The 26,759-nt window shown below is 44.4% G+C and carries 22 protein-coding genes and 1 pseudogene; 14 read left to right on the top strand and 9 right to left on the bottom strand.

Features of this window, described 5'->3' with window-relative positions; genetic code table 11:
• Window positions 1-38 precede the first annotated feature (38 nt).
• The 5 genes from NFS34_RS09755 to sdhC all read right to left on the bottom strand — a co-directional run bounded on the left by NFS34_RS09755 (window position 39) and on the right by sdhC (window position 6,491).
• The gene (locus NFS34_RS09755) at window positions 39-2,858 is read right to left on the bottom strand and encodes a 2-oxoglutarate dehydrogenase E1 component (protein WP_251359852.1); all 2,820 of its coding nucleotides are present in this window, start codon (window positions 2,856-2,858) and stop codon (window positions 39-41) included.
• Between the two features lie 411 nt (window positions 2,859-3,269).
• Complete coding sequence (locus NFS34_RS09750; protein WP_251359851.1) at window positions 3,270-3,968, bottom strand: succinate dehydrogenase iron-sulfur subunit; 699 nt, start codon at window positions 3,966-3,968, stop codon at window positions 3,270-3,272.
• A 28-nt stretch (window positions 3,969-3,996) separates the two neighbouring features.
• Window positions 3,997-5,772, bottom strand: coding sequence for a succinate dehydrogenase flavoprotein subunit (sdhA, locus tag NFS34_RS09745; protein ID WP_251359850.1), 1,776 nt, complete (start codon window positions 5,770-5,772; stop codon window positions 3,997-3,999).
• Between the two features lie 3 nt (window positions 5,773-5,775).
• Window positions 5,776-6,123 carry a succinate dehydrogenase, hydrophobic membrane anchor protein gene (gene sdhD / locus NFS34_RS09740; protein ID WP_251359849.1) on the bottom strand — a complete coding sequence of 116 codons (348 nt, stop codon included), beginning with the start codon at window positions 6,121-6,123 and terminating at the stop codon, window positions 5,776-5,778.
• Window positions 6,117-6,491: a succinate dehydrogenase, cytochrome b556 subunit gene (gene sdhC, locus NFS34_RS09735; RefSeq protein ID WP_251359848.1), complete on the bottom strand. Its 375-nt coding sequence runs from the start codon at window positions 6,489-6,491 to the stop codon at window positions 6,117-6,119. The genes sdhD and sdhC overlap by 7 nt, the downstream gene beginning before the upstream one ends.
• Window positions 6,492-6,903: 412 nt before the next feature.
• Here sdhC and gltA point away from each other — a divergent pair, with 412 nt between their 5' ends.
• Window positions 6,904-8,193, top strand: a complete 1,290-nt coding sequence (gltA, locus tag NFS34_RS09730; protein WP_251359847.1) for a citrate synthase — start codon at window positions 6,904-6,906, stop codon at window positions 8,191-8,193.
• A 205-nt stretch (window positions 8,194-8,398) separates the two neighbouring features.
• On the top strand, window positions 8,399-9,484 hold the full coding sequence (locus NFS34_RS09725; RefSeq protein WP_251359846.1) for a tryptophan 2,3-dioxygenase family protein: 1,086 nt from the start codon (window positions 8,399-8,401) through the stop codon (window positions 9,482-9,484).
• A gap of 78 nt (window positions 9,485-9,562) precedes the next feature.
• Here NFS34_RS09725 and NFS34_RS09720 read toward each other — a convergent pair whose 3' ends face one another.
• From NFS34_RS09720 to NFS34_RS09710, 3 genes are read right to left on the bottom strand one after another with little or no spacing between them, the layout of a single operon-like run.
• Window positions 9,563-10,942, bottom strand: coding sequence for an amidohydrolase family protein (locus tag NFS34_RS09720; RefSeq protein WP_376707940.1), 1,380 nt, complete (start codon window positions 10,940-10,942; stop codon window positions 9,563-9,565).
• Window positions 10,943-10,987: 45 nt separating this feature from the next.
• Window positions 10,988-11,416 (bottom strand): VOC family protein, encoded by a 429-nt coding sequence (locus NFS34_RS09715; protein WP_251359844.1) that lies wholly within the window; start codon window positions 11,414-11,416, stop codon window positions 10,988-10,990.
• Between the two features lies 1 nt (window position 11,417).
• A complete protein-coding gene (locus tag NFS34_RS09710) occupies window positions 11,418-11,942 on the bottom strand; it encodes a GAF domain-containing protein (protein ID WP_251359843.1) in 525 nt (174 codons plus the stop codon).
• 207 nt (window positions 11,943-12,149) lie between these two features.
• Here NFS34_RS09710 and NFS34_RS09705 point away from each other — a divergent pair, with 207 nt between their 5' ends.
• The 4 genes from NFS34_RS09705 (at window position 12,150) to NFS34_RS09690 (ending at window position 15,409) form a co-directional block, all read left to right on the top strand.
• Window positions 12,150-12,362 carry a DUF1289 domain-containing protein gene (locus tag NFS34_RS09705; protein WP_251359842.1) on the top strand — a complete coding sequence of 71 codons (213 nt, stop codon included), beginning with the start codon at window positions 12,150-12,152 and terminating at the stop codon, window positions 12,360-12,362.
• Window positions 12,363-12,457: 95 nt separating this feature from the next.
• Window positions 12,458-13,855 carry an asparagine--tRNA ligase gene (gene asnS / locus NFS34_RS09700; protein ID WP_251359841.1) on the top strand — a complete coding sequence of 466 codons (1,398 nt, stop codon included), beginning with the start codon at window positions 12,458-12,460 and terminating at the stop codon, window positions 13,853-13,855.
• A gap of 170 nt (window positions 13,856-14,025) precedes the next feature.
• Window positions 14,026-14,202: a CBU_0585 family protein gene (locus NFS34_RS09695; protein WP_251359840.1), complete on the top strand. Its 177-nt coding sequence runs from the start codon at window positions 14,026-14,028 to the stop codon at window positions 14,200-14,202.
• Window position 14,203: 1 nt separating this feature from the next.
• Complete coding sequence (locus NFS34_RS09690; RefSeq protein ID WP_251359839.1) at window positions 14,204-15,409, top strand: hypothetical protein; 1,206 nt, start codon at window positions 14,204-14,206, stop codon at window positions 15,407-15,409.
• Window positions 15,410-15,459: 50 nt separating this feature from the next.
• Here the strand turns inward: NFS34_RS09690 and NFS34_RS09685 are convergent, their stop codons facing one another.
• On the bottom strand, window positions 15,460-15,960 hold the full coding sequence (locus tag NFS34_RS09685; RefSeq protein ID WP_251359838.1) for a PaaI family thioesterase: 501 nt from the start codon (window positions 15,958-15,960) through the stop codon (window positions 15,460-15,462).
• A gap of 183 nt (window positions 15,961-16,143) precedes the next feature.
• On the opposite strand from NFS34_RS09685, the gene NFS34_RS09680 reads away from it, so the two are divergent.
• The 8 genes and pseudogenes from NFS34_RS09680 to NFS34_RS09640 all read left to right on the top strand — a co-directional run bounded on the left by NFS34_RS09680 (window position 16,144) and on the right by NFS34_RS09640 (window position 26,756).
• Window positions 16,144-16,530, top strand: coding sequence for an STAS/SEC14 domain-containing protein (locus NFS34_RS09680; protein WP_251359837.1), 387 nt, complete (start codon window positions 16,144-16,146; stop codon window positions 16,528-16,530).
• Between the two features lie 117 nt (window positions 16,531-16,647).
• Window positions 16,648-17,703 (top strand): annotated as a pseudogene (locus NFS34_RS09675) (class I SAM-dependent methyltransferase).
• A 322-nt stretch (window positions 17,704-18,025) separates the two neighbouring features.
• The gene (pdhA, locus tag NFS34_RS09665; protein ID WP_251359834.1) at window positions 18,026-19,120 is read left to right on the top strand and encodes a pyruvate dehydrogenase (acetyl-transferring) E1 component subunit alpha; all 1,095 of its coding nucleotides are present in this window, start codon (window positions 18,026-18,028) and stop codon (window positions 19,118-19,120) included.
• Window positions 19,120-20,100: an alpha-ketoacid dehydrogenase subunit beta gene (locus NFS34_RS09660; RefSeq protein ID WP_251359833.1), complete on the top strand. Its 981-nt coding sequence runs from the start codon at window positions 19,120-19,122 to the stop codon at window positions 20,098-20,100. The genes pdhA and NFS34_RS09660 overlap by 1 nt, the downstream gene beginning before the upstream one ends.
• Window positions 20,097-21,809 (top strand): 2-oxo acid dehydrogenase subunit E2, encoded by a 1,713-nt coding sequence (locus NFS34_RS09655; protein WP_251359832.1) that lies wholly within the window; start codon window positions 20,097-20,099, stop codon window positions 21,807-21,809. The genes NFS34_RS09660 and NFS34_RS09655 overlap by 4 nt, the downstream gene beginning before the upstream one ends.
• Before the next feature lie 46 nt (window positions 21,810-21,855).
• A complete protein-coding gene (locus NFS34_RS09650) occupies window positions 21,856-22,563 on the top strand; it encodes an endonuclease/exonuclease/phosphatase family protein (RefSeq protein ID WP_251359831.1) in 708 nt (235 codons plus the stop codon).
• A gap of 342 nt (window positions 22,564-22,905) precedes the next feature.
• Window positions 22,906-25,869, top strand: a complete 2,964-nt coding sequence (locus NFS34_RS09645) for a TonB-dependent siderophore receptor (protein WP_251359830.1) — start codon at window positions 22,906-22,908, stop codon at window positions 25,867-25,869.
• Between the two features lie 101 nt (window positions 25,870-25,970).
• Complete coding sequence (locus NFS34_RS09640) at window positions 25,971-26,756, top strand: hypothetical protein (RefSeq protein ID WP_251359829.1); 786 nt, start codon at window positions 25,971-25,973, stop codon at window positions 26,754-26,756.
• Window positions 26,757-26,759 lie beyond the last annotated feature (3 nt).

The following is a 26,759-nucleotide window of genomic DNA, read 5'->3' as shown; positions in this document are numbered from 1 at the left end:
CTAACCTATTCTCTCAATGATTAATTATTTATCTAAAATTATAAACCAAGCGCGTCATTAACGAGCTGAGTCTGTTGTTCGTTGTGCAGACTTGCGTAGCCAACCGCCGGAGCTGCCGAAGCAGGACGACCAGCAAAAGTCACACGATAGCTAGTGTCCATTTTCATTACCGCATCGTCTAAATTATGGCGCGAACAATACCAAGCGCCTTGATTTTGCGGCTCTTCCTGACACCAAATAAAGGTTTTTGCCTTTTTGTATTGCGCTAAAATGGCTTCCACTTCCTCATGCGGAAATGGATACAATTGCTCAATACGGATTATCGCGACATTCTCAAGCTTTTTGGCGCGACGTTTTTCCAATAAGTCATAATAAACTTTACCGGAACACATCACCACTCTATCCACTTTCTTCGCGTCCAATGAATCCACTTCTGGGATCGCATTATGGAACTTGCCATCAGTTAAATCGCTAATATCAGAAACGGCTAGCTTGTGGCGCAATAAACTCTTTGGCGTCATCACGATTAACGGTTTACGCAATGGGCGGATCATTTGACGGCGGATCATATGGAAAGCTTGTGCTGGTGTCGAGGGCACTAATACTTGAATATTATGCTCTGCTGCTAGCTGTAAAAAACGCTCTAAACGCGCCGAACTGTGCTCTGGACCTTGGCCTTCGTAGCCGTGCGGCAAAAACATGGTTAAACCCGACAAGCGCGCCCACTTTTGCTCGCCCGAACTGATAAATTGGTCGATCACCACTTGCGCGCCATTCACAAAGTCACCAAACTGGGCTTCCCAAATCACCATAGAGCGCGGCTCATTAGTTGAATAACCATACTCGAAAGCTAATACCGCTTCTTCGGATAGCACCGAGTCGATCACTTCAAATTTAGGTTGCTCGTCTTTAATGTGCTGTAGCGGAATATAGATTTCTGCATCGTTTTGATCGTGCAGTACCGCATGGCGATGGAAGAAGGTCCCGCGTCCTGAATCTTGTCCGCACAAACGCACTTCAAAACCGTCGTTCAATAAAGCAGCGTATGCCATGGTTTCAGCAAAACCCCAGTCCATAGCCACTTCGCCCGCCGCCATTTTTTTGCGATCGCCCATTAGTTTTTTAACGCGCGATTGCAGCGGATGATCTTCGGGATAATGACAAATTCGCTCGGCTAAAGCCTTAAATTCTTTTTTAGTGATCGCCGTCTTGGCCGCTGATTGCCATGTCTGATCAAAGTACGGTGACCAATCCACATTGAACTCATGCTCTTGGATCGGTAACAAATTCTTAACGGTACTCTCACCATTATCCAGCGAGTTACGGTAGCCATCCAATACGGCTTTAGTTTTTGCCGCATCAAAAATACCACGCTCAAGCAAACTGTCTTCGTACAATTTACGCGGCGTTGGATGCTTTTTAATTTTTTGGTACATCAAAGGCTGAGTAGCATTCGGCTCATCGGCTTCGTTATGACCGTGACGACGGTAGCAGACCAAATCAATAACCACATCTTTCTTAAATTTATTCCTAAACTCCAGCGCCAAGCGGGTCACAAATAATACTGTTTCAGGATCATCGCCATTAACGTGGAAAATAGGTGCTTCTACCATTTTCGCTACGTCGGTACAGTAAGCGGTTGAGCGCGTGTCCATCGGTTTGGACGTAGTAAAGCCCACTTGGTTGTTGATGACGATATGCATCGAGCCGCCAACTTCAAAGCCGCGCGCTTGAGACATATTAAAGGTTTCCATAACCACGCCTTGACCAGTAAAGGCCGAGTCGCCATGAATCAAAACAGGTAATACTTGCTCATGGTTAGTATCTTTACGACGTTCTTGACGTGCTCGCACCGAACCAATCACCACTGGGCTAACAATTTCTAAATGCGAAGGGTTAAAGGCCAAAGCCAGATGAACTGCGCCGCCTTCAGTTTCCACATCCGAGGAATAGCCCATATGGTATTTAACGTCTCCGGAAGTACCGACCACATCGCCATTACCAGCGAATTCATCAAATAAGATACTGGGGTTTTTACCCATCACATTGACTAATACATTCAAGCGACCACGGTGCGCCATACCGATGACAATCTCTTTAGCGCCAGCAACGCCGGCTTGATTGATCATGTCGCGCATCATCGGAATTAAGCTATCACCACCTTCCAATGAGAATCGTTTAGCGCCGGGGAATTTCGCACCCAAATATTTTTCTAAACCTTCCGCGGCAGATAAACCTTCCAAGATTTTTTCTTGAGTTTGCTCCCTAAAAGCGTGCGAAGCATTCACCGCTTCGAGTTTTTCTTGGATCCAGCGACGCTCTTCTAGCGAATTCATGTGCAAGAATTCAGCGCCAATGGAACTGGAATAAGTAGTTTGTAAGCGATCTAAAATTTCAGATAGTGGCTGCTCGTCTGGGCCGGCTAAATTGCCGACAGAAAACTTAGTATCTAAGTCAGAATCGGAAAGCTCAAAACTCTCTAACGACAAGTCCGTTGGATAAGGATGTTGCCACATACCAAGCGGATCGATTTTCGCATGGTGATGCCCACGCGCTCGATAGGACTCGATAAGGTGTAAAACTTTAACTTGTTTTGGATCGGCGGCAAGAGAACCGGAGCCTTGGCTGAAGGCTATTTTTTGACGGTTTAGGCCGATTTGACGGAAGTGTTCACGAATATCGCCGTGCGCCACTTCTTTTTTATCATTAACTTTCGAATATTCATCGAATTTGGCTCGCCAATCAGCATCCACTGATTGGGGATCTGCAAGATACTGTTCGTACAGTTCTTCTAAATAGGCTGCGCTTCCACCGGAAAGGTAGGCGCTTTCGAACATCGCCTCTAACCCATTCTTCATTTAGGTAACACCATTTTTGTTACGCTCTCTTGGCCTATCAAGACTATTAATCCCGGACCAGAGAATCCAAGTCGCATATGATAACTAATTTTTAACCGTCTTAACACAGTTGAAGCCCTTTTAATTGATAAAAGGGCTTCTTTAAGTTTGCTAAGTAACTAGTTGTTTTCCATCATTTTACTGGAGATTCCCGCGTTGAAAGCTCCTCACAATGACGTAAATTCCTTTAAAGGTGAGCACATTTTTAATGTTTACAATAGAAGTGCGCTCAAAAGTCTCACTCTTTAGCATTCTAAAACTGGAAAAATTGTCTAGTGCGCGGCGCTGAATCGATAAAAAACGGAGGTTATGGCCGCCATAATTGAGTACTTTTATCGAATCAGCAACAAAGCAATAGGCTATTTTAACCTTTTAGACACCTCTTTTCAGTAGCATCGAACGAATATGGCCAATCGCCTGAGTAGGATTCAAGCCTTTTGGGCACACATCCACACAGTTCATAATGCCACGACAACGGAATACGCTGTAAGCATCGTCTAAATCAGCCAAACGCTCATCAGTTTCGGTATCACGGCTATCAATCAAGAAACGATAAGCCTGCAACAAGCCTGACGGCCCCACGAATTTGTCCGGGTTCCACCAGAATGATGGGCAAGACGTCGAACAACAAGCACACAAGATACACTCGTATAAGCCGTCTAACTTAGCGCGCTCCTCAGGAGATTGCAGACGCTCTTTTGCTGGCGGCTCATCGTTGGTGATCAGATAAGGCTTAATTTTTTCATATTGCTTGTAGAACTGCGCCATATCGACAACTAAATCACGAATTACTGGCAAACCTGGCAGCGGACGCACCACAACCGGTGATTTCAAGCTAGAAATAGGCGTGATACAAGCTAGACCATTCTTGCCATTGATGCTCATGCCATCAGAGCCACAAACGCCCTCGCGGCAAGAACGACGGAATGATAAAGTCGCATCTTGATCTTTCAATGCCAACAAAGCATCGAGCAACATCATGTCTGAGCCTTCTGGAATATCCAGATCGAACTCTTGCATATAAGGCTTTTTGTCAGTTTCCGGGTTGTAACGGTAAATACTAAATTTCATTCTCAATAACTCCACTGTCAACCCACAATTAATAAGTACGCGCTTTCGGCGGGAAAGCATCCACTTTTTCTGGCTGCATATTCACATCGCGCTTACCCATCGCTTCCGTTTCAGGATAATAAACCGAGTGTACCAACCAGTTTTCATCATCGCGATCTGGGAAATCTTCACGCGAATGAGCACCACGAGATTCGGTGCGGAATTCAGCCGCCATCGCCGTGGCATAAGCAACTTCCATCAGATTCTCAAGCTCTAAACATTCGATACGCTCAGTATTGAAAGCTTTCGATTTATCTTTAAGGTAAGCATTTTTAAGACGCTCGCGAAGTGCTTTAACTTTCGCCAAACCTTCTTTCATCAAATCGCCGGTACGGAATACGCCAAAGTGATTCTGCATGGTATTTTGTAGCTCTTTGCGCAGCTCGACCGGATCTTCTGCGCCTTTATCGTTAGCAGAAGAATTATCCCAACGATTATATCGCGCCATGGCTTTTTCAGCGTCCGAATCAGACAACTCTGAGAAAGTTAAACCCTCGCGCAGAGATTCTTCTAGATGCATACCAGCGGCGCGGCCAAAGACTACTAAATCTAATAACGAGTTACCGCCAAGACGATTAGCGCCGTGTACCGAAACGCAAGCAACCTCACCTACCGCATAAAAACCTTTAACGATATTTTCTGAACCATCAGGATTACGGTCAACCACCTGACCATGCTTATTGGTCGGAATACCACCCATCATATAGTGACAAGTTGGTACTACTGGGATTGGCTCTTTTACTGGATCGACGTGCCCGAAAGTGCGCGCTAATTCCAAAATACCCGGTAAACGCTTGTTCAGTACTTCTTCACCTAAGTGATCAAGCTTTAACATGACGTGATCAGCATTAGGACCGCAGCCATTACCTGCTAAAATTTCTTTAGTCATAGAACGAGCCACAACGTCACGCGATGCTAAGTCTTTAGCATTCGGTGCATATCGCTCCATAAAGCGCTCGCCATCTTTATTGATAAGATAGCCGCCTTCACCACGACAACCTTCAGTAACCAACACACCGGCGCCGGCGATACCGGTTGGGTGAAACTGCCACATTTCGATGTCTTGTACCGGAAGGCCAGCACGCAGCGCCATACCAACACCGTCACCGGTATTGATTAAAGCATTGGTGGTCGATGCGTAAATACGGCCAGAGCCGCCAGTTGCGAAAACCGTTGCACGCGATTTAAACATAGCGATTTCGCCAGTCTCAATCGACATAGCGGTAACGCCACAAACGTCGCCGTCTTCGTTACGCACCAAGTCCATCGCATACCATTCATTAAAGAACTGGGTATTCGCCGCTAGGTTCGCTTGGTACAAAGTATGTAATAACGCATGACCAGTACGATCAGCTGCCGCAGCGGTACGTGCGGCTTGTTCGCCGCCAAATTCTTTGGATTGACCACCGAATGGTCTTTGGTAAATCTTACCGTTGTCTAAACGCGAGAATGGCAAGCCCATATGCTCCAGCTCATAAATCGCCGCTGGGCCGTTTTCACACATATATTCGATCGCGTCCTGATCACCAATATAGTCAGAACCTTTTACCGTATCGAACATGTGCCAGCGCCAATCATCATCATGGCTGTTACCCAAAGCAACGGTAATACCACCTTGCGCTGACACGGTGTGCGAACGAGTTGGGAAAACTTTAGAGATCAAAGCAACTTTCTGACCGCTTTGTGCCAGTTGTAGTGAAGCACGCATACCTGCGCCACCGCCACCTACGATTACGGCATCAAATGTATAAGTAGGAATAGACATCTTCTATATGCTCCACAAAATTTGAATGCCCCAAATCAATAAGGCAAGACAGATAACAATGACTAACACTTGGAAAATCATGCGAATGGCAAGTTTTGGCATATAGTCAGTGGAGACGATCCACAAGCCAATCCAAGCGTGAACCACCACAGACGCTAAGGCCATTAGTGAGAATACTTTCATAAAGGTTGATGCAAACAAGGCTTGCCAAGCAGCAAACGTTACATCACCCGTCGACATGACGAAATAGGCCAAATACAGCGTATAGGCCAACATGATCAAAGCCGAAACGCGCTGTAAAATCCAATCGTGTAAGCCTGAGCGGCCCAAGCTGGTTACTGTGGCTACCATACCCAAACTCCTAGCAATACTGCGGTAATGGCTGAAAGGATAATCACCGCTAATGCGCCGCGTTTACCGCCTTCTAATGACTCGCCGATCCCAGCGTCCATCAATAAATGGCGAACACCAGCAATAATATGGTACGCAACGGCGGTTACAATTGCCCAGAATACCAACTGGCAGATGAAATTATTGTTAAGACCATCTTGCAGTTCGGCAAAGCCAGCTGGGTTAAAGGATTTTTGCAAAGCCCATAGAACAATCGGGATTGCGATGAAAAGGATAACGCCTGTAATACGATGCAAAATCGAGGAAATTGCCGTCACAGGGAATCTTACGGTCATAAGATTCAGGTTTTTAGGTCTATTGTGCTTCACGACTTGGTATCTTTCTATTGTGCCTTAGGTCTTAGGCGTGAGTTAATCATTCTCATCAAACCTTCTTAAACCCTTTTTGCTAATAACAAAAGAGTGCTTAAGTGCATTGTGGACCTTAAAAAATGCAGTTTGTGAGACTTCCCCAGTGATACAAACTGATAGAGGGCGAATTATATAAGTGCTTGATGCTGATTACAAACAAATCGCCCTAAAAGCCTTGTGAAATTTGTGGTCTTTTTTGAGTTTGTGCGTTTTTTCACCAAAGCCCAAGCAAACTTGTATAAAAAGTCGTCAAAATCAAATTTTTCAAACGGTTGTCATAAAAATCACTTAGAAAACTGCTGAAAATTTTGTAGAATGTTGAGCTATCTAAATATTCCGATCGGCACTCATCAAAGTCTAAGGAGACTTCATGTCAGATAAAACAGCAAAATTAAGCCTACCAAATGGCGAAACATTAGAGCTTAACGTTCTTAGCCCTACTTTGGGAAAAGACGTTATCGACGTTCGCGCCCTAGGCAAAGCTGGCTATTTCACTTACGACCCAGGTTACGTTTCAACTGGTGCATGTGAGTCAAAGATTACTTTTATCGACGGTGGTAAAGGCCAATTACTTTATCGCGGCTACCCTATTGAGCAGCTAGCGGATGAAGCGACTTTTGAAGAAGTGGCTTATTTATTGTTAAACGGCGAACTTCCGAGCAAAGAAGAGTACGAAGCTTTTGTCGCGAAAATTAATAACCACACCATGGTTCACCAACAAATGATGAACTTCTTCAATGGTTTCCGTCGTGACGCGCATCCAATGGCGATTATGATCGCGGTGGTTGGTGCCCTATCGGCTTTCTACCACGATTCGCTAGACATCAACGATCCTCAGCATCGCGAAATCAGCGCCATGCGTTTGATCGCTAAAGTTCCGACCATTGCCGCCATGTGCTATCGCTATACCCACGGTCATCCGTTTGTCTATCCGAACAACGATAAAAGTTTGGCTTGGAACTTCCTCAACATGATGTTTAGCATGCCAACCATGGATTGGGAGCCGGATCCAATTTTAGTGGATGCAATGGATAAGATTTTCACCCTGCACGCCGATCACGAGCAAAATGCTTCGACCTCTACCGTAAGGCTAGCAGGTTCGTCAGGCGCGAATCCATTCGCCGCAATCGCTTCAGGGATCGCTTGTTTATGGGGCCCAGCACACGGTGGCGCCAACGAAGCCTGTTTGAATATGTTACGCGAAATTGGCGACGTTTCACGCATCCCAGAGTTTATCGCTCGAGCTAAAGATAAGTCGGATCCATTCCGTCTGATGGGTTTTGGTCACCGCGTTTACAAAAACTTCGACCCTCGCGCTAAAGTCATGCGTGACTCAGCTCACCAAGTACTTGAGCTGCTAGGTAAACATGACGACCCTACTTTCAAGGTTGCGCTAGAGCTTGAAAAAATTGCACTCGAAGATCCTTATTTCGTTGAGAAAAAATTGTACCCTAACGTCGATTTCTACTCAGGCGTAATTCTGGACGCCATTGGTATCCCCACCAATATGTTCACAGTAATTTTCGCTCTTGCCCGTACTGTTGGCTGGGTATCTCAATGGAACGAAATGATTGGCGAGCCGAACCGTAAAATTGGTCGTCCACGTCAGCTGTATACAGGTGACGTACAAAGAGATTATGTTGAGATTTCTAAGCGATAAGTTATCGGTAAATAGTAGAAATTTCTGCTGACATTATTTTTTTCAAATGTCTATAATCTAAAGGAGTCCATAAGGGCTCCTTTTTATTTTAAAGGGGTCGGAGTCAACACTTAAAACATAAATTGAATTTCAAAACGGAGTATGCGGTCAAGTCAAATCAACGAATAATTAAACCAACAAATTGACTCCGACCCCTTTAAAAACAATGCAGAAGAACGTTAAACCTTGTTATTACAGTGATTATTTACAACTCGATAAATTGCTCGATGCGCAGCATCCCGAAAGTAAAAACTACGGTAAAGAAGCGCATGACGAAATGCTTTTTATCCTAGTGCATCAAGCTTATGAGTTATGGTTTAAGCAAATTTTGCATGAAATCAATGCGATTTTGCCAGTGCTGTCGCAAGAGCATGTGCCAGAAAAAGAACTGAGCACCGTCAATCTACGTCTTGAGCGCATTCACAAAATTCAAGAAGTCATGGTGGATCAAATCGATATCCTTGAAACCATGACTCCGCTGGATTTTCTGGATTTTCGCGATTACCTGATCCCTGCCTCAGGTTTCCAATCGATCCAATTTAAAGAAATTGAAATTATTTTAGGTCTGAAATCCGAGTTTAGAATCAATTTTGACAAAGAGTCTTTTTATAGCCGCTTGAATGAACACGATCGCAATCATTTAATGGCGCTTGAAGAAGCGCCGAGTTTATATGATGCGGTCGAACATTGGCTAGCAAGAATGCCCTTTTTAGAGTTTGGTGACTTTAACTTCTGGCAAAAATTTAGCGATGCGGTTGATACCATGCTCGATACTGATGAGAAAACGCTCAAGCAAGCGGACTATTTAACCGATGCAGAAAAACGCTTCCAGCTCAATGACTTAGCCAATACTCGTAATAACTTTGATGCGCTGTTTGATAAAGAAAAGTATAACGAGCTTAAACAACAAGGCGTGTTTCGGATGAGCCAAGAAGCCACTCTAAGCGCACTTTTTATCAACCTCTATCGCGAGCAACCAATGCTCACCGCCCCATTCCGCCTGCTACAAGCTTTAGTAGAATTAGACGTGAACTTCACGCTCTGGCGCTCAAGGCATGTGGATATGGTGATGCGCATGATTGGTAATAAAATTGGTACTGGCGGCTCATCTGGTCACGACTATCTACGCCAAACGACTAATAATAATAAATTTTTTAAAGACCTAATGAACTTAACTACTTTCTTAATTCCAAGATCCGCATTGCCGGAGTTACCGCAGGAAGTGATTGATGCTATGAGCTTTGGGAAGTAATTCTTAATTTTGATTCGGCATTCCCGCAAAAGCGGGAATCCAGAAAACGTTTCTTATTTATTTTAGCTCGAATGAATCTTACTCAAAATTCGCTTCAACAGGCTGACCATTTTGCTTATAAATTACGCCGTCTTTGACCACCAGATCAACTCGCTGCAGCAGGTTGATATACTTTAGAACGTCGCCTTTAACCGCAATCAAGTCAGCCAACTTGCCTGGTACTAGGGTCCCAACCTCACTATCGACGCCCATAAACTTTGCAGGCCAATAAGTTGCTGCTTGAATGGCTTCCATTGCTGGAACATCAAATTCATCAACCCATACTTGCAGCTCATGCCAAGTAGATTGGCAGTGAAATTTCATAGGAATACCACTATCGGTACCGATCAGTAAAATAAGCCCTGCATCGCGTAATTGTCTAAACTTGCGCTTCAAAGTTGGCTTTCTTTTAGGAGTGAGCTGCATATAGTCAAGACGTTCTGGGTGAGTAATCGAAGCTTCAATATCCTTGATGGTTGAAGACTCTAATCCCCTTTTCCAACATTCATTATCCAATTCTTCAGAATTGGCGCGGGTATATTCATAGTTCCACAAACCCTCAACAGTAGGCGTCCAATATAGTGGGCCACCGCTAATTCGCCCTTTCGCTGTTCGCTCTTTGAGCATCGTCATAATATCATCGGGATATTCTGGAGCGGTTGTCAGTCCGGTATGTTCAAAGTTATCCACTCCTAGCTTAAGACCCATTCGGATCTCATCAGGTTTATGCGAATGAGCAACTACCCTTAAGCCTTGTTTATGTGCTTCATCGACCACCGCTTTGGCGACAGCAAAACTCATTTCATCATGATCTATCAGCTTAATAACATCCATGCCCGCCTCTGCCAATTGACGCACTTGGGATCTAGCTTCCCGTTCGCTGGAAACACCCCAGCGATAATTTTCAGTGCCAGGATAAGCTTTATGCTGGATAAAAGGCCCTGACATATAGACTCGCGGACCTTTTAGCTCGCCGCTATCTAATTGTTGCTTAATGCTTTTAGATTCTGCTAAAGGAGCTCCCAAATCACGAGCACTAGTGACTCCAGCCAGTAACAATTGTTCTGCAGCAGCAGGCATAATTTCACTGCCAAACCTATCAGCATAATTGTTTTGCCAATGAGGATAATCTGAGTGCCCAGTAAGCATAAGATGCACGTGCATATCCCACAGTCCCGGCAAAACCGACATTCCCTCTGTAGAGATCACTTGATAGCTTGGCGGTATAGCTAAGGATTTCTGATCGCCCACCTGCTCAATACGATTGCCATTAACTAAAATCACGCTATCGTAGATTATGTTGCCGCCGGTACCATCGATAAGGGTTCCGCCAACAAATGCCTTTTTATCCGCTACAACTGAGGTTGAAGTCAGAGTGAGCAAAGAAAGTGAAATAACTAGAATTAAAGTGCGCATCATCATCCCCTTGTTACTGTTATAGCTCTCAGGGTAGCACAAATAGAATTATTTACTAAAAAGCTGGGAGAGTTCCTGAAATCCTTTAAATTCCAATGCATTACCCGAGGGATCATAGAAAAACATGGTGGCTTGTTCGCCGACTTGCCCTTGAAAGCGGATATAGGGCTCGATAACAAAACGAACCCCCTTTTCTTCTAATTTATGCGCTAAATTTTGCCAATCTGCCATATCCAAAACTACCCCAAAATGCGGCATTGGAACTTGATGGCCATCGACTGCACTAGTTACCCTAGCCAAATCGACTCGCATGCTGGTATCAAGGTGAACCACTAATTGATGACCATAGCAATTGTAATCGATCCAATGATCGCTGGAACGCCCTTCGGCGAAGCCTAATACTTCACCATAAAACTCGCGCGCCTGCGCTAAATCGTGCACCGGAATGGCTAAGTGGAAGGGGCTTATGGCTGACAAATTAAAAGTCCGTATTCTCTAACAAGACGGTTAGTAGCTTTGTTAGTCCATCCGCATCTTCTTGATCAAAGCGCTTAAACTCTGGGCTATCAATATCCAAAACACCTTTTAGCTCTTTATTGCCAGAAGCAGTATCGACAATCATAGGGACCACCACTTCGCTATTAGTTTCACTATCGCAGGCAATATGACCAGCAAAAGCATGAACGTCTTGCACCAGTTGCGTTTCAAGGCTGGCAGCAGCAACCCCACAAACACCGCGCCCAAAAGGAATATGTACGCAAGCAACTTTACCTTGATAAGGCCCTAAAATAAGTGCCTCGAGATTTTTAGGGTTAACCAAATAAAAGCCCGCCCAATTTAGACCTGGCAGCATCTGAAAAATAAAAGCGGAAGTTTGCGCTAAATTAGTCACCCAGTTGCTATCTTCGGCTAACAAAGCTTCAAGCTGCTTGGCTAGCTGGCGATAATATTCAGGCTTATCTTTTTGGTATTCTTGGATTTGGGATTGGTCGAGAGTAAACATGCTTCGTTAGAGCCTTGGCTAATGCAGTAACTGTATCCAAGCTAGAGTGTAAAAACAATGCTTTATTACAGAATTGCTGCTTTATATTTTGTCTACCGCTTTGTGGTTTTAAACAAGCTTAAATTGCTATTTACACTAGCCATTACAGACTTCTCACGGTAACATACGGCGTTTATTTTGCGCGATTGATTTGCCTGAGGTTTTGGCTTGTCCGATAAAATTCGTATCACCCCAAAAACACGTAAAAGAAAACCTACGGACTCTCCTTGTATTGGAACCTGTAGCACCGTGTTAGGTGATGAAGTTTGCCGCGGTTGTGGTCGTACTTTTGAGGAAGTGCTTAATTGGCATACCTTTAGCGATGATGAGAAAAAAGCCATCAATCTACGGTTGAAATTAGAAGGTAAAATAAAGTTTTAAACTCGAAAATTAAAGTAATACGTTAAGTTTAATCAAATATCAACGGCTAGCGAAGTCATAAAGCTTTACGGTAGCCGCTTTAAAGGTACACAATAATGTTAGTTTCTATTATCGACGCCCTCGCGGGCAAACCTAGCGAAGGTGCAGAGGTTACCGTTCAAGGCTGGGTACGAACTCGTCGTGACTCGAAAGCTGGACTTTCGTTCGTTAATATCCACGACGGTAGCTGCTTTAATCCAATCCAAGCAGTGGTCGATAATAATGTCGCTAACTATGAGTCTGAAGTAACCAAGTTAACCACCGGTTGTTCGGTTCGAGTTGCTGGTAAGTTGGTGCCATCGCAAGGTAAAGGCCAAACTTTTGAGATCCAAGCGAGCAAGCTAGAGGTTTTAGGTTGGGTTGATGATCCGGATACCTACCCAATGCCCATGAAGCCGCATACGGTTGAGCATTTACGCAAACACGCGCATTTGCGTCCACGTACTAACCTTATCGGTGCGGTAACTCGCGTGCGTAACTGCCTAGCCCAAGCCATTCACCGCTTTATGCATGAAAATGGCTTTAACTGGATCCATACCCCGATCATTACCGCATCTGATGCTGAAGGCGCTGGTGAAATGTTCCGCGTCAGCACCTTGGATCAAACCAACTTGCCTATGACCGATAAGGGCGAGATTGATTACTCTAAAGACTTCTTTGGACAAGAGTCATTTTTAACGGTTTCAGGCCAGTTAAACGTCGAAGCCTATTGTATGGCTATGTCTAAGGTTTATACTTTTGGCCCTACTTTCCGCGCAGAAAATTCCAATACTAGCCGCCATTTAGCAGAATTTTGGATGGTGGAGCCGGAAATCGCCTTTGCCGATCTGGCGCAAGATGCCGATCTGGCCGAAGCCATGATGAAGTATATTTTCAAAGCAGTGTTAGATGAATGTGGCGATGATATGGCTTTTTTCCAACAGCGCGTAGATAAAGACTGCATCAACCGTTTGGAAAATGTGATTAACAATAATTTCGAGCGCATGAGCTATACCGACGTGATTACAACCCTTGAAAAATCGAATAAAAAGTTCGAATTTGATGTGAAATGGGGTATTGATTTGCAGTCCGAGCATGAGCGCTACATCGCCGAAGAGTTTGTTGGCCGCCCTACCGTGGTGACTGACTACCCGAAAGACATTAAAGCTTTCTATATGCGCATGAACGACGATGGTAAAACCGTTGCTGCGATGGACGTTTTAGCACCGGGCATTGGCGAAATCATCGGTGGTTCGCAGCGTGAAGAGCGTTTAGACGTATTAGATGCGCGTATTGATGAAATGGGCTTACCCAAAGAACATTACTGGTGGTATCGCGATCTGCGCCGTTATGGCACAGTCCCGCACGCAGGTTTTGGCTTAGGCTTTGACCGCTGCGTATCCTACGTGACCGGTGTACAGAATATTCGCGATGTGATCCCATTCCCACGGGTGCCAAACAACGTTAAGTTCTAAACAATTCCCAATCGAACAGCCATTCCCGCGCAAGCGGGAATCCCCAAAACAAGCTACTCATCTTATTGAATTCATTTGTCATAGAAGAAATAACATTATAAAGTTGCTTTCATGATCCGACATTATTATTAATACTGGATTCTCGCTTGCGCGGGAATGAGCCCGAATTTATGAGCAAAAGCAATCACACTAGCGAAATCACAGAATTCTTTAAAGAGTTAGAAGAAACCATCAAACCTGACTCAAAATCACGTCAAGCAGAAAAAAAGAAATACGCTGAAATTGATGAAAAGCGTGATAACCCAGAATGCCAAGAAAAAACATCAAAACTTTGGAAAGGATTTTAAAGTGACTAAGCTCGTAAGCTTTTATGCTAGCGTAGCAATTGCAATTTGTACTCTAACTGCTTGCTCGATAAACAGCAGCAGCACGACGAACCTTGAACCAACTCAAACAAACTCACTAAGCGTAGAAGAGCTGCGACTTACCAAGCTTGTATCTGAAAAACCTCAACTAAGTTTAGTTTTCAAACAAAACCTTGCCGATTTTGAACAAGCCATTACCCAAGCCAAAAGCTTTTCTGAGCTGAATGCTGTAGTGGCAAAACATGCCAATCTCTTATGGCAAGTCGCAACTACTAAACTTCAAGCAAAAAACAGCACTTATGATGATCGCCCTTTGTATTGGGCGCGACTGCAATTCTCTAAAATGCTTAAGACTAGCAGATACGCCATTACATTAACGCCTGAACAGCTAGATCTGCTTTACTGGACAATGGAAAGAGCATCTCGCGGTCAAAAAGATATCAACTTTTCCAATGATGAAGTTAAGAAGGTTCTAGTTACGGGCTTTGATCCCTTTTTTCTAGATCGAAATATTGCTCAAAGCAACCCTTCCGGCTTAGCCGCCCTGCTATTGGATGGCAAAGTGATCACTACAAGGAAAGGCAAAGTGCAGATCGAGAGTGCTATTTTTCCAGTACGTTTTATTGATTTTGATTTAGGTGAAGTTGAGAATTTTTTAATGCCGTTTTATCAATCAAACTCCGTTGATATGATTGCCACCATCAGCATGGGGCGAGAGCATTTTGATTTGGAACGCTTTCCTGGTTTGCGTCGCTCGGCAAAAGCCCCTGATAATCTCAATGTTTTTACTGGAGCCAGCTCGCAAAACCCCATCATCCCTCTATTTAAAAATCAGCCGCTTTCTGGTCCTGAATTTGTTGAGTTCTCATTGCCAGTTGCTGCTATGCAACAAGCTTTAGGCCGCTATCAAGTTAATGACAACAATGAAGTTACTACTCTGGAGAAAAACTTCCATCCAAAGGTTTATGCAGATTTGACTGGTTCAACCTCAGTAGCAGGCTCAGGCGGCGGTTACTTGTCCAATGAAATATCTTATCGCAGTATCAATTTGCGCAACAAACTCGGCTCACAGATCCCCACTGGCCATATCCATACACCGCGCATTCAAGGTTTTGAACCGCAGGTAGAAAAGCAAATAGTACAACAAATTGAAGCCATGCTTGTTAAAGGTATAAATAGCTTAAAATAAGCTGCCAAGTAAGGGTATAGGGTTAATATACTAAAACCAATCTAAAAAAATTAACCCAAAAACTCCTTAGGCACTTTTACTGCAATTAATTTTGCTTCGTTACAAATTTCACCTTCGGATTCTAAGGTACATTCTAAAGTAATTTTTTTAGGCTTGGCTTGAATGATTTTAGCGCGCAAAATAACAGGCTGGTCAATCGCTACAGGGCGATTAAAGCGAACTTCTAAAGTGCCCGTAGCAAACCATAAAAAGTCACCATTTTGTGTATCACCAATTGGTCGCCCATCCATCGCATAGGCTTTTGCAAAAGCTGTACACACACAATGGCAATCAATTATGGTCGAGATAATACCGCCATTTAATACATGCTCTGGACCTGCATTATGGTGGGCTTGAGGCATAAATTCGCACACCGACTCCTCGCCCTCTTTTCCTTCCACCCAATAACTTTTAATCCCTAATCCTTGCTCGTTGAGAGTGCCACAACCGAAACAGTGGTTATTCGGCATCTGCTGCTGAAAAGCTAGGTGTTCTTGACGCTGATTGTTCATAAACAAGTAGTTTTAGATATTTGTCATTATTCTAACCCATCAAAAAAATAACAGAAAGTGAAAGCTGTTAACTCAAGCGAGCGAGCAATAACACTAGATAAGCGTGCGGATAACTTGAGTTTAAGGGTAAGATAGGTAAACTAAAAATAAGCATAGGAGCAGTTACCTGCAAGGAGTAGCCTTATGAAAAGCCGCATTATTACCAACGGACTTTCTATCGGCATCGAGCGCCATCAAACTAATGTCTATTTTTTGCTAAAAGCTACTGGCACTTTAACGCGCCAAGATTTCGAAATCGTTAGCCCAGTAATTGACTCAGCGTTACAAGCTTCGGATAAACCAAGAGCTAGAGCTTTGATTGATGCAACTGAATTGGATAAATGGGATGCCAAAGCTGCTTGGTATGACTTAAAACTATGTTTAAAACATGGCCGAGAGTTTGAAAAAGTTGCTGTTTATGGTAATAAAAAATGGCAACACAAATACACCAAAATAGCCAACTGGTTTATGGGTGGTAAAAAACAGTTTTTTGAAGATAAAGATCGTGCATTAGAATGGCTCAGTGAATAAAGCGCCCTTAACCAAACCGTCATATTGTTTTACAGCGTTGCTGTGAGCTGATTCCTTGCCTAGTTAAAAAGTCCAGAGTAGATTGATTAGTTCTCAATAAGGATATGAGGATTGTCAATGAATACTCCTGCTATTAACGAAGATAAATTCAATCAACTCTTTGGTAAAGTTTTAGGTGATGTCGCTGGCGCGATGGGCTTACTCATGGCCTATATTGGCGACCAGTCAGGCACCTACCAAGCGCTAGAGCAAAATGGTCCCTGTAGCGCTCAAGAACTAGCCAGCAGCACAGGCCTTAACGAGCGCTATTTAATGGAGTGGCTATCAGCCAACACAGCCCTTGGTTACGTTGAATTTGATGCCAGCAACCAATCTTTTAGTTTGTCTCCTGAACAAGCCGCTATTTTTGCTCACGAAGGCCAACCTACCTGCATGCAAGGCTTTTTTCAGGCCATAGTTGGCCAGTTTGAAACCAATCAAACCGCAGTGGATGTCTTTAAAACCGGACGAGGAAGAGCATGGAGCGAACACAGCAGTTGTTGCTTTTGTGGCACCGATCGATTCTTCCGTCCTGGCTATGTTGCAAACTTAGTCGAAAGTTGGATCCCGGCGTTAGATGGCGTTGAACAAAAGCTAACCCAAGGCGCTAAGGTTGCCGATATTGGTTGTGGCTATGGCTCTTCAACCATTTTGATGGCGCAAACCTATCCCAATTCCGAATTTATTGGTTATGACTTTCATCAGCCTTCTATTCAAGCTGCTCGAAGCAAAGCCGAGCAAGCAGGTTTGACCAACATTAGCTTTGAGGTTTGCGCCGCTAAAGAGATACCCGCTAACCAATTCGATTTTGCGTGTATTTTTGATGCCTTGCACGATATGGGCGGCGCCGCGGCTCATATAAAAAGCACTTTGAAATCCGATGGTACTTTTATGCTGGTGGAACCAATGGCGCAGGATAAACTGGAAGATAATCTTAATCCGCTTTCGGCAATTTTTTACGGCTTTTCAACGGTGGTTTGAGTGCCAACCTCCAAAGCACAAGAGGTAGGTTTAGGACTCGGCGCTCAAGCTGGTCAAGCTAGGCTTACCAATGTCTTAAATCAAGCCGGTTTTAACCAGATCCGACGCGCTGCACAAACTCCAACCAATATGGTATTAGAGGTTAAAGCGTAAAAGCTGATAGAAAGCAGTAAGGTGGCTTAAAATCACTTGAGAGTTTCGCAATCAAATCCTATTGGTTTTGATGCTTGGAACTTGGCCAATAGTTATAGCGATGAGCATTGTTGTCATTACTTTTTTTTATGCGCCAAAGTAAATATATAAAACCACCTAACTCAAGTTTAGGCTGGCGCAAAAGTCGCTATACAAATGACCTAAAATTGCGTAAGATCGCGCCCGAAAATGAATCTATTTGTATTTAGGGGTTAGTTTAGGTTCAGCACCTAACTTGCTGATTATCATATTATTTCCCCGCTCAATTAAAGGAGATCTAGCCTTGACGACTAGAACTGTTGCTTCTTTCGAGATTAAGTATCACCAGTACTTGGGTGCTGATGGTAAGCCGACTCAAGAATTACCTGCTTTTGCTAAAGACATGGATAAAATGCGTTCATTGTATCGCGACATGGCTTTGCTGCGCGCTTTCGATGCCAAAGCCTATGCGCTACAAAGAACAGGCAAAATGGGCACCTTCCCTGCCTCGCTTGGACAAGAAGCGATTGGCATTGGCTATGGCGATGCCATGACTAAAGAAGATGTCTTAGTCCCCTACTATCGTTCCACTGGCGCCATGTTAAAGCACGGCATTAGCATGGAAGAGATTTTTATCTATTGGGGCGGTAATGAAGACGGCGCTAACTATAGAAACGCCAAAGAAGATTTCCCGATTTGTGTACCGATTGCCAACCAAATTATTCATGCGGCCGGTGTTGCTAAAGCGATTCAGATGCGCGGCCAAAAACGTGCGGTTGCCACTGAGATTGGTGAAGGCGGTACTTCCGAGGGTGATTTCTATGAAGGTATCAATGTTGCCGGTATTTGGAATTTAGGTTGTGTCTTTATGGTCAATAATAACCAGTGGGCTATCTCGGTTCCTACCGAAATTCAAACGGCTACAGAAACTTACGCGCAAAAAGCAATTGCCGCCGGTATCGAAGGCGTACAAGTGGACGGTAACGATATTATTGCGGTTAAACAAATGGCGGAATATGCTTTTGAAAAAGCACGTAATGGCGGTGGCGCAACCTTGATCGAAGCCATTACTTACCGCTTGTGTGATCACACCACTGCCGATGACGCTTCTCGTTATGACGATCCAAAAGTCAAAGAAGCTGCTTGGAAAAACGAGCCCATGGTTCGCTTGCGCAAGTATTTAGAAGACAACAAAGCTTGGTCGGAAAAAGACGAAGAAGCGATGAAAGCGGAAATTGCAGCGGAAGTGGATGCGGCGGTAAAAGCTTATGAAGCGCACCCTATTCCTGGTCCTGAAGCGATGTTCGATAATCTGTTTGCGGAATTACCCGAAAAAACCAAACCACAACGCGAAGCGGCAATTGCTCGCGCTAAAACTCAAACATCAGGAGCGAAATAATGGCGGCAATTACTTTAATTGAAGCAGTTAACGCTGCTCTTGCTTACGAATTAGAACACGATAAAGATGTGGTGTTATTCGGTGAAGATGTGGGAAAAAACGGCGGTGTTTTCCGCGCGACTGACGGTTTGCAGGCGCAATATGGTGAAGATCGAGTGATCGACTCGCCACTAGCAGAATCTATGATTGCTGGACTTGCGGTGGGCATGGCTGCGCAAGGCATGAAACCGGTTGCTGAAATGCAGTTTATGGGCTTTATCTTTCCCGCAGTAGATCAAATTTTTGGCCAAGCAGCGCGTATGCGTCACCGTACTCGCGGCCGCTTGACCATGCCGATGGTGATTCGTGCACCTTTTGGTGGCGGTATTCACGCTCCTGAACATCATTCCGAGTCTACCGAAGCATTATTTGCTCATATACCAGGCTTGAAAGTAGTGATCCCGTCCAATCCAAGTCGCGCCTATGGCTTGATGCTAGCGGCTATTCGCGATCCGGATCCGGTCATTTTCTTAGAGCCAAAACGCGTTTATCGTATTGTTAAACACGAAGTTGAAGATAATGGCGAAGAGTATCCATTGGAAGTTTGTTTTGTGGATCGTGAAGGTTCAGACATCACCCTTATTTCTTGGGGTGCTATGATGCACGAAACCAATATCGCTGCGGAAAAATTAGCCGCCGAAGGTATTGACGCTGAAGTCATAGACGTAGCGACCGTCAGTCCTATTGATATGGACACCATTTTAGAGTCAGTACGCAAGACCGGCCGCGTTTGTATTATCCAAGAAGCGCCAAAATCCGGTGCGGTAGGTTCTGAAATCGCGGCCGAGATTGCCGAGCACGCGATCATGAGCTTGTTGGCGCCAATTGGTCGCGTATCGGGCTATGATACGGTTATGCCATACTACAAGATGGAAAAACAATACATGCCAACGGTTGATCGCATCTTAGATGAAGCGCGCAGAATCATGGAGTACAAATGAAACAGTTTAACTTACCCGATTTAGGCGAAGGCTTACCGGATGCGGAAGTGGTTCGCTGGCTAGTCAAAGAAGGTGATACGGTTGCCGTTGATCAACCCATGGTCGAAATGGAAACGGCCAAAGCGGTGGTCGAAGTCCCCTCACCTTACGCTGGGCGCATTGCCAAGTTACATGGCCAAGCTGGCGATGTGATTGATGTGGGCGCTGTGTTGGTGACTTTTGGAGAACCAGGTGAAGCCATCACTAGTGAAGAAGTTGAGGCTCCTGCAGTAGAAGCAGAAGCTGCTACTTCTGCCAATGCGTCAGCAAACGGTGCATCGGAAATCTTTAAATTGCCCGATTTAGGCGAAGGCTTGCCAGATGCGGAAGTGGTTCGCTGGTTAGTTAAAGAAGGTGAAACCGTTACCGTCGATCAGCCGATGGTCGAAATGGAAACCGCTAAAGCGGTAGTTGAAGTACCCTCGCCAGTTGCGGGTGTTGTCAGCAAATTCTTCGGTCAAGCTGGTGATGTAATTGAAGTAGGTGCACCTTTAGTAGAATTTGGTGGTACTGCTGATGGCTCTACAAACGCTTCCTCAGATGCTACTCCTGCCGATTCTGGCGAAGAAAAAAGAGCCGATTCTGGCACGGTAGTTGGCGCAGTTGAAGTCGGTCACAATGTTGTCGCAGAGACTTCTAGCGCTGTGGTTAAAGCTTTGGCTAAGAAGCTTAAAGTGGATCTAGCGCAAGTTAAAGGCACTGGTACTAACGGCCAAATTACTCAAAAAGATGTTAAAGCAGCAGCTAACAGTGGGCAAGCGCAAGTTAGTTCAAGCGCAAGCTCAGAAGTAGTGGTCGGTACTGAAACCTCGAATCCGCTAACTTATAAAGCCTCGCCAGCAGTTCGCGCGCTAGCCAAAAAACTTGGCGTAGATTTAGGTTCTTGCGCCACTTCAGGACGCAAAGGCTCTATCACCCGCGACGATGTGGAAGCCGCAGCTAAAGGCGGTTCAGCTTCATTCGCAGCAAGCGCTCCTTCAGCTACAGCAATGTCGCCAAGCCAAGCAGCTGGGCTACCACCAGTCAATTTAGAAATTAAACCGGAAACCGTTCGTGGCGTGCGCCGCGCTATGGCCATGGGTATGGCTCACTCGCATGCAACGGTCGTACCAACCACTTTGGTGGAAGATGCGGATATTTCTGCCTGGCCCAAAGGTACCGACTCGCTGGCACGTTATGTTCGCGCTTTGGTCACTGCGGCTAAACAGGTTCCAGCCCTAAACGCTTGGTTTGATGGTCAAAACTTCGAGCGTATTTTGCATCCGAATGTCAATGTCGGGATCGCGGTCGACTCTGGCGATGGTTTGTATGTACCGGTGGTGCATAACGCCGATCGTATGGATATGACAGGGGTTCGCGCCAGCGTACAAGAATTGCGCCAAAAAATCGAAAGCAAGGCGTTAAAGCAAGAAGATCAGCAAAACGGCACCATTACTCTTTCTAACTTTGGTTCGATCGCTGGCCGCTATGGCACGCCTGTAGTGTCGCCGCCACAAGTGGCAATTTTAGGGACGGGGCGTTTCCGTAACGAGCTTAAGCTGACCGACAAAGGTATCAACAATGCCAAAATGTTACCTTTATCGTTAACCTTTGATCATAGGGCTTGTACCGGCGGTGAGGCGGCAAGATTCCTCGCAGCGGTGATTGAAGACTTGCAAAAAGCCCATTAGGCCATATAAAAGGAGCTCAAGCAGCTCCTTTTTTTAGCTCATTGTTATGTCGCAAACTTCCATCAGAATCGTTAGCTACAATATCCGCAAAGCCGTTGGCCTCGATTGGAAGCGTAACCCTGAGCGTATTTTAACCGTACTCGCTGAAACTGATGCCGACATTATCGCGTTGCAAGAAGCCGATAAACGTTTTGGCAGCCGCCAGAGTGCCCTACCAGTTGATAATCTTAAGCAGGACATGAACTACCATGCGGTGGCAATCGACAATTTAGAACAGAGTATCGGTTGGCATGGCAATACGGTTTTATTAAAAAATGAACTACAGGAAATTAACTCCTGCGCTATCACACTGCCAGGGTTAGAACCCAGAGGCGCGGTACTGACCAGAATCCAGCTCAAGGATAACAAACAGCTGCGCATTATCGGTACCCACCTATCACTGGCAGGCAAAGCCCGTCAGCAACAAGTCGCTGCCCTAGTCAATTACATTGAAGACTCCAAGGATGATACGCCCTGTATTATTGCCGGCGATTTTAACGAATGGCGCACTTTTGGCAAAGCAGCTCGCGCTTTTGCTGAAGATTTTAAAGTTATCACCCCAGGACCTAGTTTTCATACCTCAAACCCTAAGCTGCCGCTGGATCGCTTCGTGATTTACGGCGAACTCGACATAAGCGACTTTGGGGTTCACCAATCTACCCTAGCTAAACGAGCCTCCGATCACTTACCAATATATATGGATGTCAAGTTGTAGTTTGGAGTTGCTACTAATGGTTTACCAACTAGATTTAACTAAGCAATAATCCAGCTCAAAAGTTTTAACGCCAGCCTCAATAACAGAGCTACAGCTTTAACCTGTTTTGGTTAAATTAACACTTACTTTGTAACATTGTATTAACGAAATAGCTTATTTATTACAAATTTTAATGATTACAAGCATTTAGTTGAAAAAAACTAATTTTAATCTTTGACTTCCAGTGGTCGGTGCGGTAAATATTAGGCTAGATCTAATTATTGTTTCCACGATTCTGTTTTAGCAAAGAACGATAATAGTTCTAAACGAAGTGTACACAAACATATATGGGGTATTATAACGATGAAAAGTCATCCTTTAGGTTTAAAAATAAAACCTATCACTAAGGCAATAGGATGCGCGCTTGCTTTTTCGTCTTTGAATCTTTATGCAGCAGAAGCACCCTCTGATGACGATAGTGCTGAAAGCTCAAATAAAGTAATCATAACGGGTTCAAGGATCCGTGCGGATGAAGCAAACGACACGGTTCCTATTGAAGTCATTATCGCTGAAGATGCTATTGACCGTGGTATCACAGATGTCGGACAGCTGTTAAGAGAAAGCACCTTAGCATCAGGCTCGGCTCAGGTTACTGCAGCAACATCTTCTGCTTTCGTTCAAAATGGTGGTACTGGTGTAGAAACTCTTTCCTTGCGTGGCTTGGGAGCCGGTAGAACCCTAGTATTATTAAATGGCCGGCGAGCTGGCCCTGCGGGAACGCGAGGCGCAACCTCAGCATTCGATTTTAATACAATTCCTTTATCAGCGGTTGAGCGTATTGAAATTTTAAAGGATGGCGCTTCGTCCTTGTACGGCTCAGATGCTGTCGCTGGTGTAGTCAATATCATTACCAAAACAAGTGATGGCGGAACCATTGAGGTTTTCCGCTCACAACCTGAAGATGATGGTGGTGAGCAGACACGTATTAGTGGTAGCTGGGGTGACTCATTTGACAATGGTAGTTATCGTCTAACATTTGATCATAATGTCACTTCCGAGCTAAAACGAGGAGATCGAGACTACTTTGCTTGTGGTGAGCGATATTATTTTGATGCTGCTACTGGCGCTAGAACAGACATTATTGACCCACGCACAGGGAAACCTCATTGTAGTGATCTATCGTGGGGACACGTTTGGCTATACGATTACGGCGCTTCAAACTTAACCGACTCCAATGGTTTGCGTCTAAACTTAGCGCAATTTGACTACGATGGTGATTTGGGCAACTACATCGATGCACCTAATCCCCAAGGTCCAGCCGATTTCTCACCTCCTCCGGGTTGGTTTGCTGTAAATGGCGTTTCTCCGGTTTTAAATGCCGATCATCCTTTTCAAGATCGTCAAAGCTTGATCCCAGAAGTCACAAGAAGCACTGTGATGGCTACAGGTGATTATGACTTTACTCAAACTTTAAGTGGTTATGCTGAGGTTTTATTCAATCGTCGTGAAACAGAGTCTCAAAGTTACAGACAGTTTTGGACATACAAGTACAACGAAAACTTCTTTGGCGGAGAGCCATTAAGCGCGGGATGGACTGGAGCTCAATGGCTTAGTCCGACGGCTATTACCGATCATAGTTTCCAAAACATCACCGTTGACTATTCACGTTTTGTGGTTGGTTTAAAAGGACAACTAGGTGAGTGGTACTGGGACGCATCAATTCAATCTAGCCGTAGTGATGGCGATTATGAAAATGCCATTATCTATGATGATGCTATTTCTCCTTATACAATCTTCCAAGGCTTTTCCGGCAGTTGTGTGGGTATGAATACTCCTGTTCGTGGAGTTCCGTGTCGTGATGTCGCTTGGCTTGATCCTGAGTTCTTAGCAGGCAATATTTCTGCAGAAGATAGGGCTTTCTTGTTTGGTAAAGAGACTGGTAATACTGTCTATAAGCAACATACTCTGGAAGCTACTATCACAGGTGATGCGTTCGAAATGCCTCACGGGGTTGCAGGCGTTGCATTCGGTCTTCAATATCAAATTGATGATATTAAAGATAAACCTGGCGATGTAACTTTAGCCAACAACACATGGGGTTCAACTGGCGCAGGTATAACCGAGGGCGACTCTGATACTTATGCAGTTTTTGGTGAAATTAATCTACCACTTTTGGCTGGCTTACCGGGCGTCGAAGAATTGAATCTAACCGCATCTGCACGTTACACCGACGTCAAAGATATTGATTCTGACACAACTTATAAAGTAGGTTTAGCTTGGCATATTGGTGCCGGTTGGACAATCCGTGGTTCTCACGGAACTTCATTTAGAACCCCTGCTTTGTACGAGTTATATCTTGCTGATCAAACCTCGTTTGTGAATCAAAGAGCTATTGATCCTTGTATTAATTGGGGTCAGAACTTAGCGGATGGTCAAATCTCTCAACGCGTGGCTGATAACTGTGCCGCTGATGGACTTGCTCCAACTTTTGCCGGTGGTGCTATTTCGGCAACCGTATTTACGGGCGGTGGTGCAGGAATCCTGAAACCTGAGACTTCTGAATCGAATACTTGGGGAATTGTCTGGCGTCCAGAGTTCGCTGACTTAAGTATTTCAGTTGATTACTTTGACTTTGAAATTGAAGACGAAGTAACTCAATTAGGTGCTGCAAACTTAGTTGGTCGTTGTTACGCTTCTGAGTTCTTCCCTAATGATCCTCTATGTGCTCAGTTTGATCGTGCTACAGGTCCTAACGAAGATATGCGGATCACTGTAGTAAGGGATAGCTTTATCAATATCGCTCGTCAAGATAACAAAGGTTACGATTTTGATATTACCTACCGAACAGATCTACCTTCAGGTAAATTGACACTACAAACCAAGCATACAATTCAAGACGAGTCTGCTCGCGGTATTTTTGCTGATACAGTTCAAGACTTTAATGGAACACTCGGCGAACCGAAGCATACGGGCACCTTCTTGGCGCGGTATGACCGCAACAACTGGAATGTAAGCTGGTTTACCAATATTATTGGACCAACTGAAAATGATCCTGATGTTACTGGTGTTACGGATACATTTACCTTCTTAGGTAATGAAACTCGCAGAGTAGGAGATACTCCCCGTATCATGTATCACAGCCTTTCATTTGGGTATGATCATGAAGAGTCCGGCATCGGCGTTGTCGTAGGTGTTAGGAATATGTTCGATAAGGAGCCGCCAAGAATCAGTAGAGGCATGGGTTCCAGAGCTGGTAACTCTGCGTTCTATAGTCAGTATGACTGGGTTGGAAGAAGTATCTTTGTTAATGCAAAATACGACTTCTAGTCGCTCCATTAAAAAAGCCGGCAAGAGCCGGCTTTTTTAAATCTCTTTTATTCTAAATTTAATAGTTATATAGTTATCCCTCATTAGAAAATACAAAAAACATGCCTAGAATCATTGCCAAACCTGATAGTTTAAATGAGCTCAATGAAAATTATATTCAAGAGCCATTAAAACAATCAGTGTTTTTAAATTCGGTTCCGAAGTGCGGAACTCACTTAATCAAAAATATTGTTCGAATGTTTGTACCTGTTAATCAGCAGTACCATCAAGCATTTATCCAAATTCCCATACTAAAAGATCATCTTGCTGCGTTTAAAACCACGCCAAAATTAAGTTGGGGACACCTGCTCTTTTCTGACGAATCTGCTTATGCTATGCACAATGTCAAACACATAGTTGTAGTTAGAGATCCCTATAACTGGGTTTTAGCCCGTACCCGATTTTTTTTATCGGACTCCTTTCAAGGTAATCTAGAGCACCTTAGAGGAGAAGAGTTTACCCTTGAACAAATCTATAACATGATGATTTTTGGCATTTATCAGAAAGCCCCTACCCTTTACGAGATATTTACTCATAATGCCGTTTCTTGGCTTGGTACTAATGCAAAGGTTGTTAAGTATGAAGATATCATTACGCACTTAAAAGATATTGATTCGGATAAGGCTGAACATTATTTTCATGAACTGTTAACAAACTGCGGTATCACCAATATCCCGGATGATTGGAAAGAGCGTGTATTGGTCGGTTCCGATCGCAAACAAAGTGGCACTGCACGTGAAAATTTATATGGCCAGAAATTCGACATACCCAATGAACTACCAGAAATACAAAAACAGCTTGTGGATTATGCAGCTCCTGGACTGAGAAAAATTTTAGGATACGAATAATAA

This window comes from Kangiella sp. TOML190, from assembly GCF_023706045.1.
Lineage (GTDB): Bacteria > Pseudomonadota > Gammaproteobacteria > Enterobacterales > Kangiellaceae > Kangiella.
Note: the sequence above shows the minus strand (reverse complement) of the source record. Positions and strands in the feature narration are given on the sequence as shown.

Bases quoted from the DNA above. Each gene is read 5' to 3' on its own strand.
- NFS34_RS09755 (WP_251359852.1), bottom strand. From the start codon at position 2,858: ATGAAGAATGGGTTAGAGGCGATGTTCGAAAGCGCCTACCTTTCCGGT.
- NFS34_RS09750 (WP_251359851.1), bottom strand. From the start codon at position 3,968: ATGAAATTTAGTATTTACCGTTACAACCCGGAAACTGACAAAAAGCCT.
- sdhA (WP_251359850.1), bottom strand. From the start codon at position 5,772: ATGTCTATTCCTACTTATACATTTGATGCCGTAATCGTAGGTGGCGGT.
- sdhD (WP_251359849.1), bottom strand. From the start codon at position 6,123: ATGGTAGCCACAGTAACCAGCTTGGGCCGCTCAGGCTTACACGATTGG.
- gltA (WP_251359847.1), top strand. From the start codon at position 6,904: ATGTCAGATAAAACAGCAAAATTAAGCCTACCAAATGGCGAAACATTA.
- NFS34_RS09725 (WP_251359846.1), top strand. From the start codon at position 8,399: ATGCAGAAGAACGTTAAACCTTGTTATTACAGTGATTATTTACAACTC.
- NFS34_RS09720 (WP_376707940.1), bottom strand. From the start codon at position 10,942: ATGATGCGCACTTTAATTCTAGTTATTTCACTTTCTTTGCTCACTCTG.
- NFS34_RS09710 (WP_251359843.1), bottom strand. From the start codon at position 11,942: ATGTTTACTCTCGACCAATCCCAAATCCAAGAATACCAAAAAGATAAG.
- asnS (WP_251359841.1), top strand. From the start codon at position 12,458: ATGTTAGTTTCTATTATCGACGCCCTCGCGGGCAAACCTAGCGAAGGT.
- NFS34_RS09695 (WP_251359840.1), top strand. From the start codon at position 14,026: ATGAGCAAAAGCAATCACACTAGCGAAATCACAGAATTCTTTAAAGAG.
- NFS34_RS09685 (WP_251359838.1), bottom strand. From the start codon at position 15,960: ATGAACAATCAGCGTCAAGAACACCTAGCTTTTCAGCAGCAGATGCCG.
- NFS34_RS09680 (WP_251359837.1), top strand. From the start codon at position 16,144: ATGAAAAGCCGCATTATTACCAACGGACTTTCTATCGGCATCGAGCGC.
- NFS34_RS09660 (WP_251359833.1), top strand. From the start codon at position 19,120: ATGGCGGCAATTACTTTAATTGAAGCAGTTAACGCTGCTCTTGCTTAC.
- NFS34_RS09655 (WP_251359832.1), top strand. From the start codon at position 20,097: ATGAAACAGTTTAACTTACCCGATTTAGGCGAAGGCTTACCGGATGCG.
- NFS34_RS09650 (WP_251359831.1), top strand. From the start codon at position 21,856: ATGTCGCAAACTTCCATCAGAATCGTTAGCTACAATATCCGCAAAGCC.
- NFS34_RS09645 (WP_251359830.1), top strand. From the start codon at position 22,906: ATGAAAAGTCATCCTTTAGGTTTAAAAATAAAACCTATCACTAAGGCA.
- NFS34_RS09640 (WP_251359829.1), top strand. From the start codon at position 25,971: ATGCCTAGAATCATTGCCAAACCTGATAGTTTAAATGAGCTCAATGAA.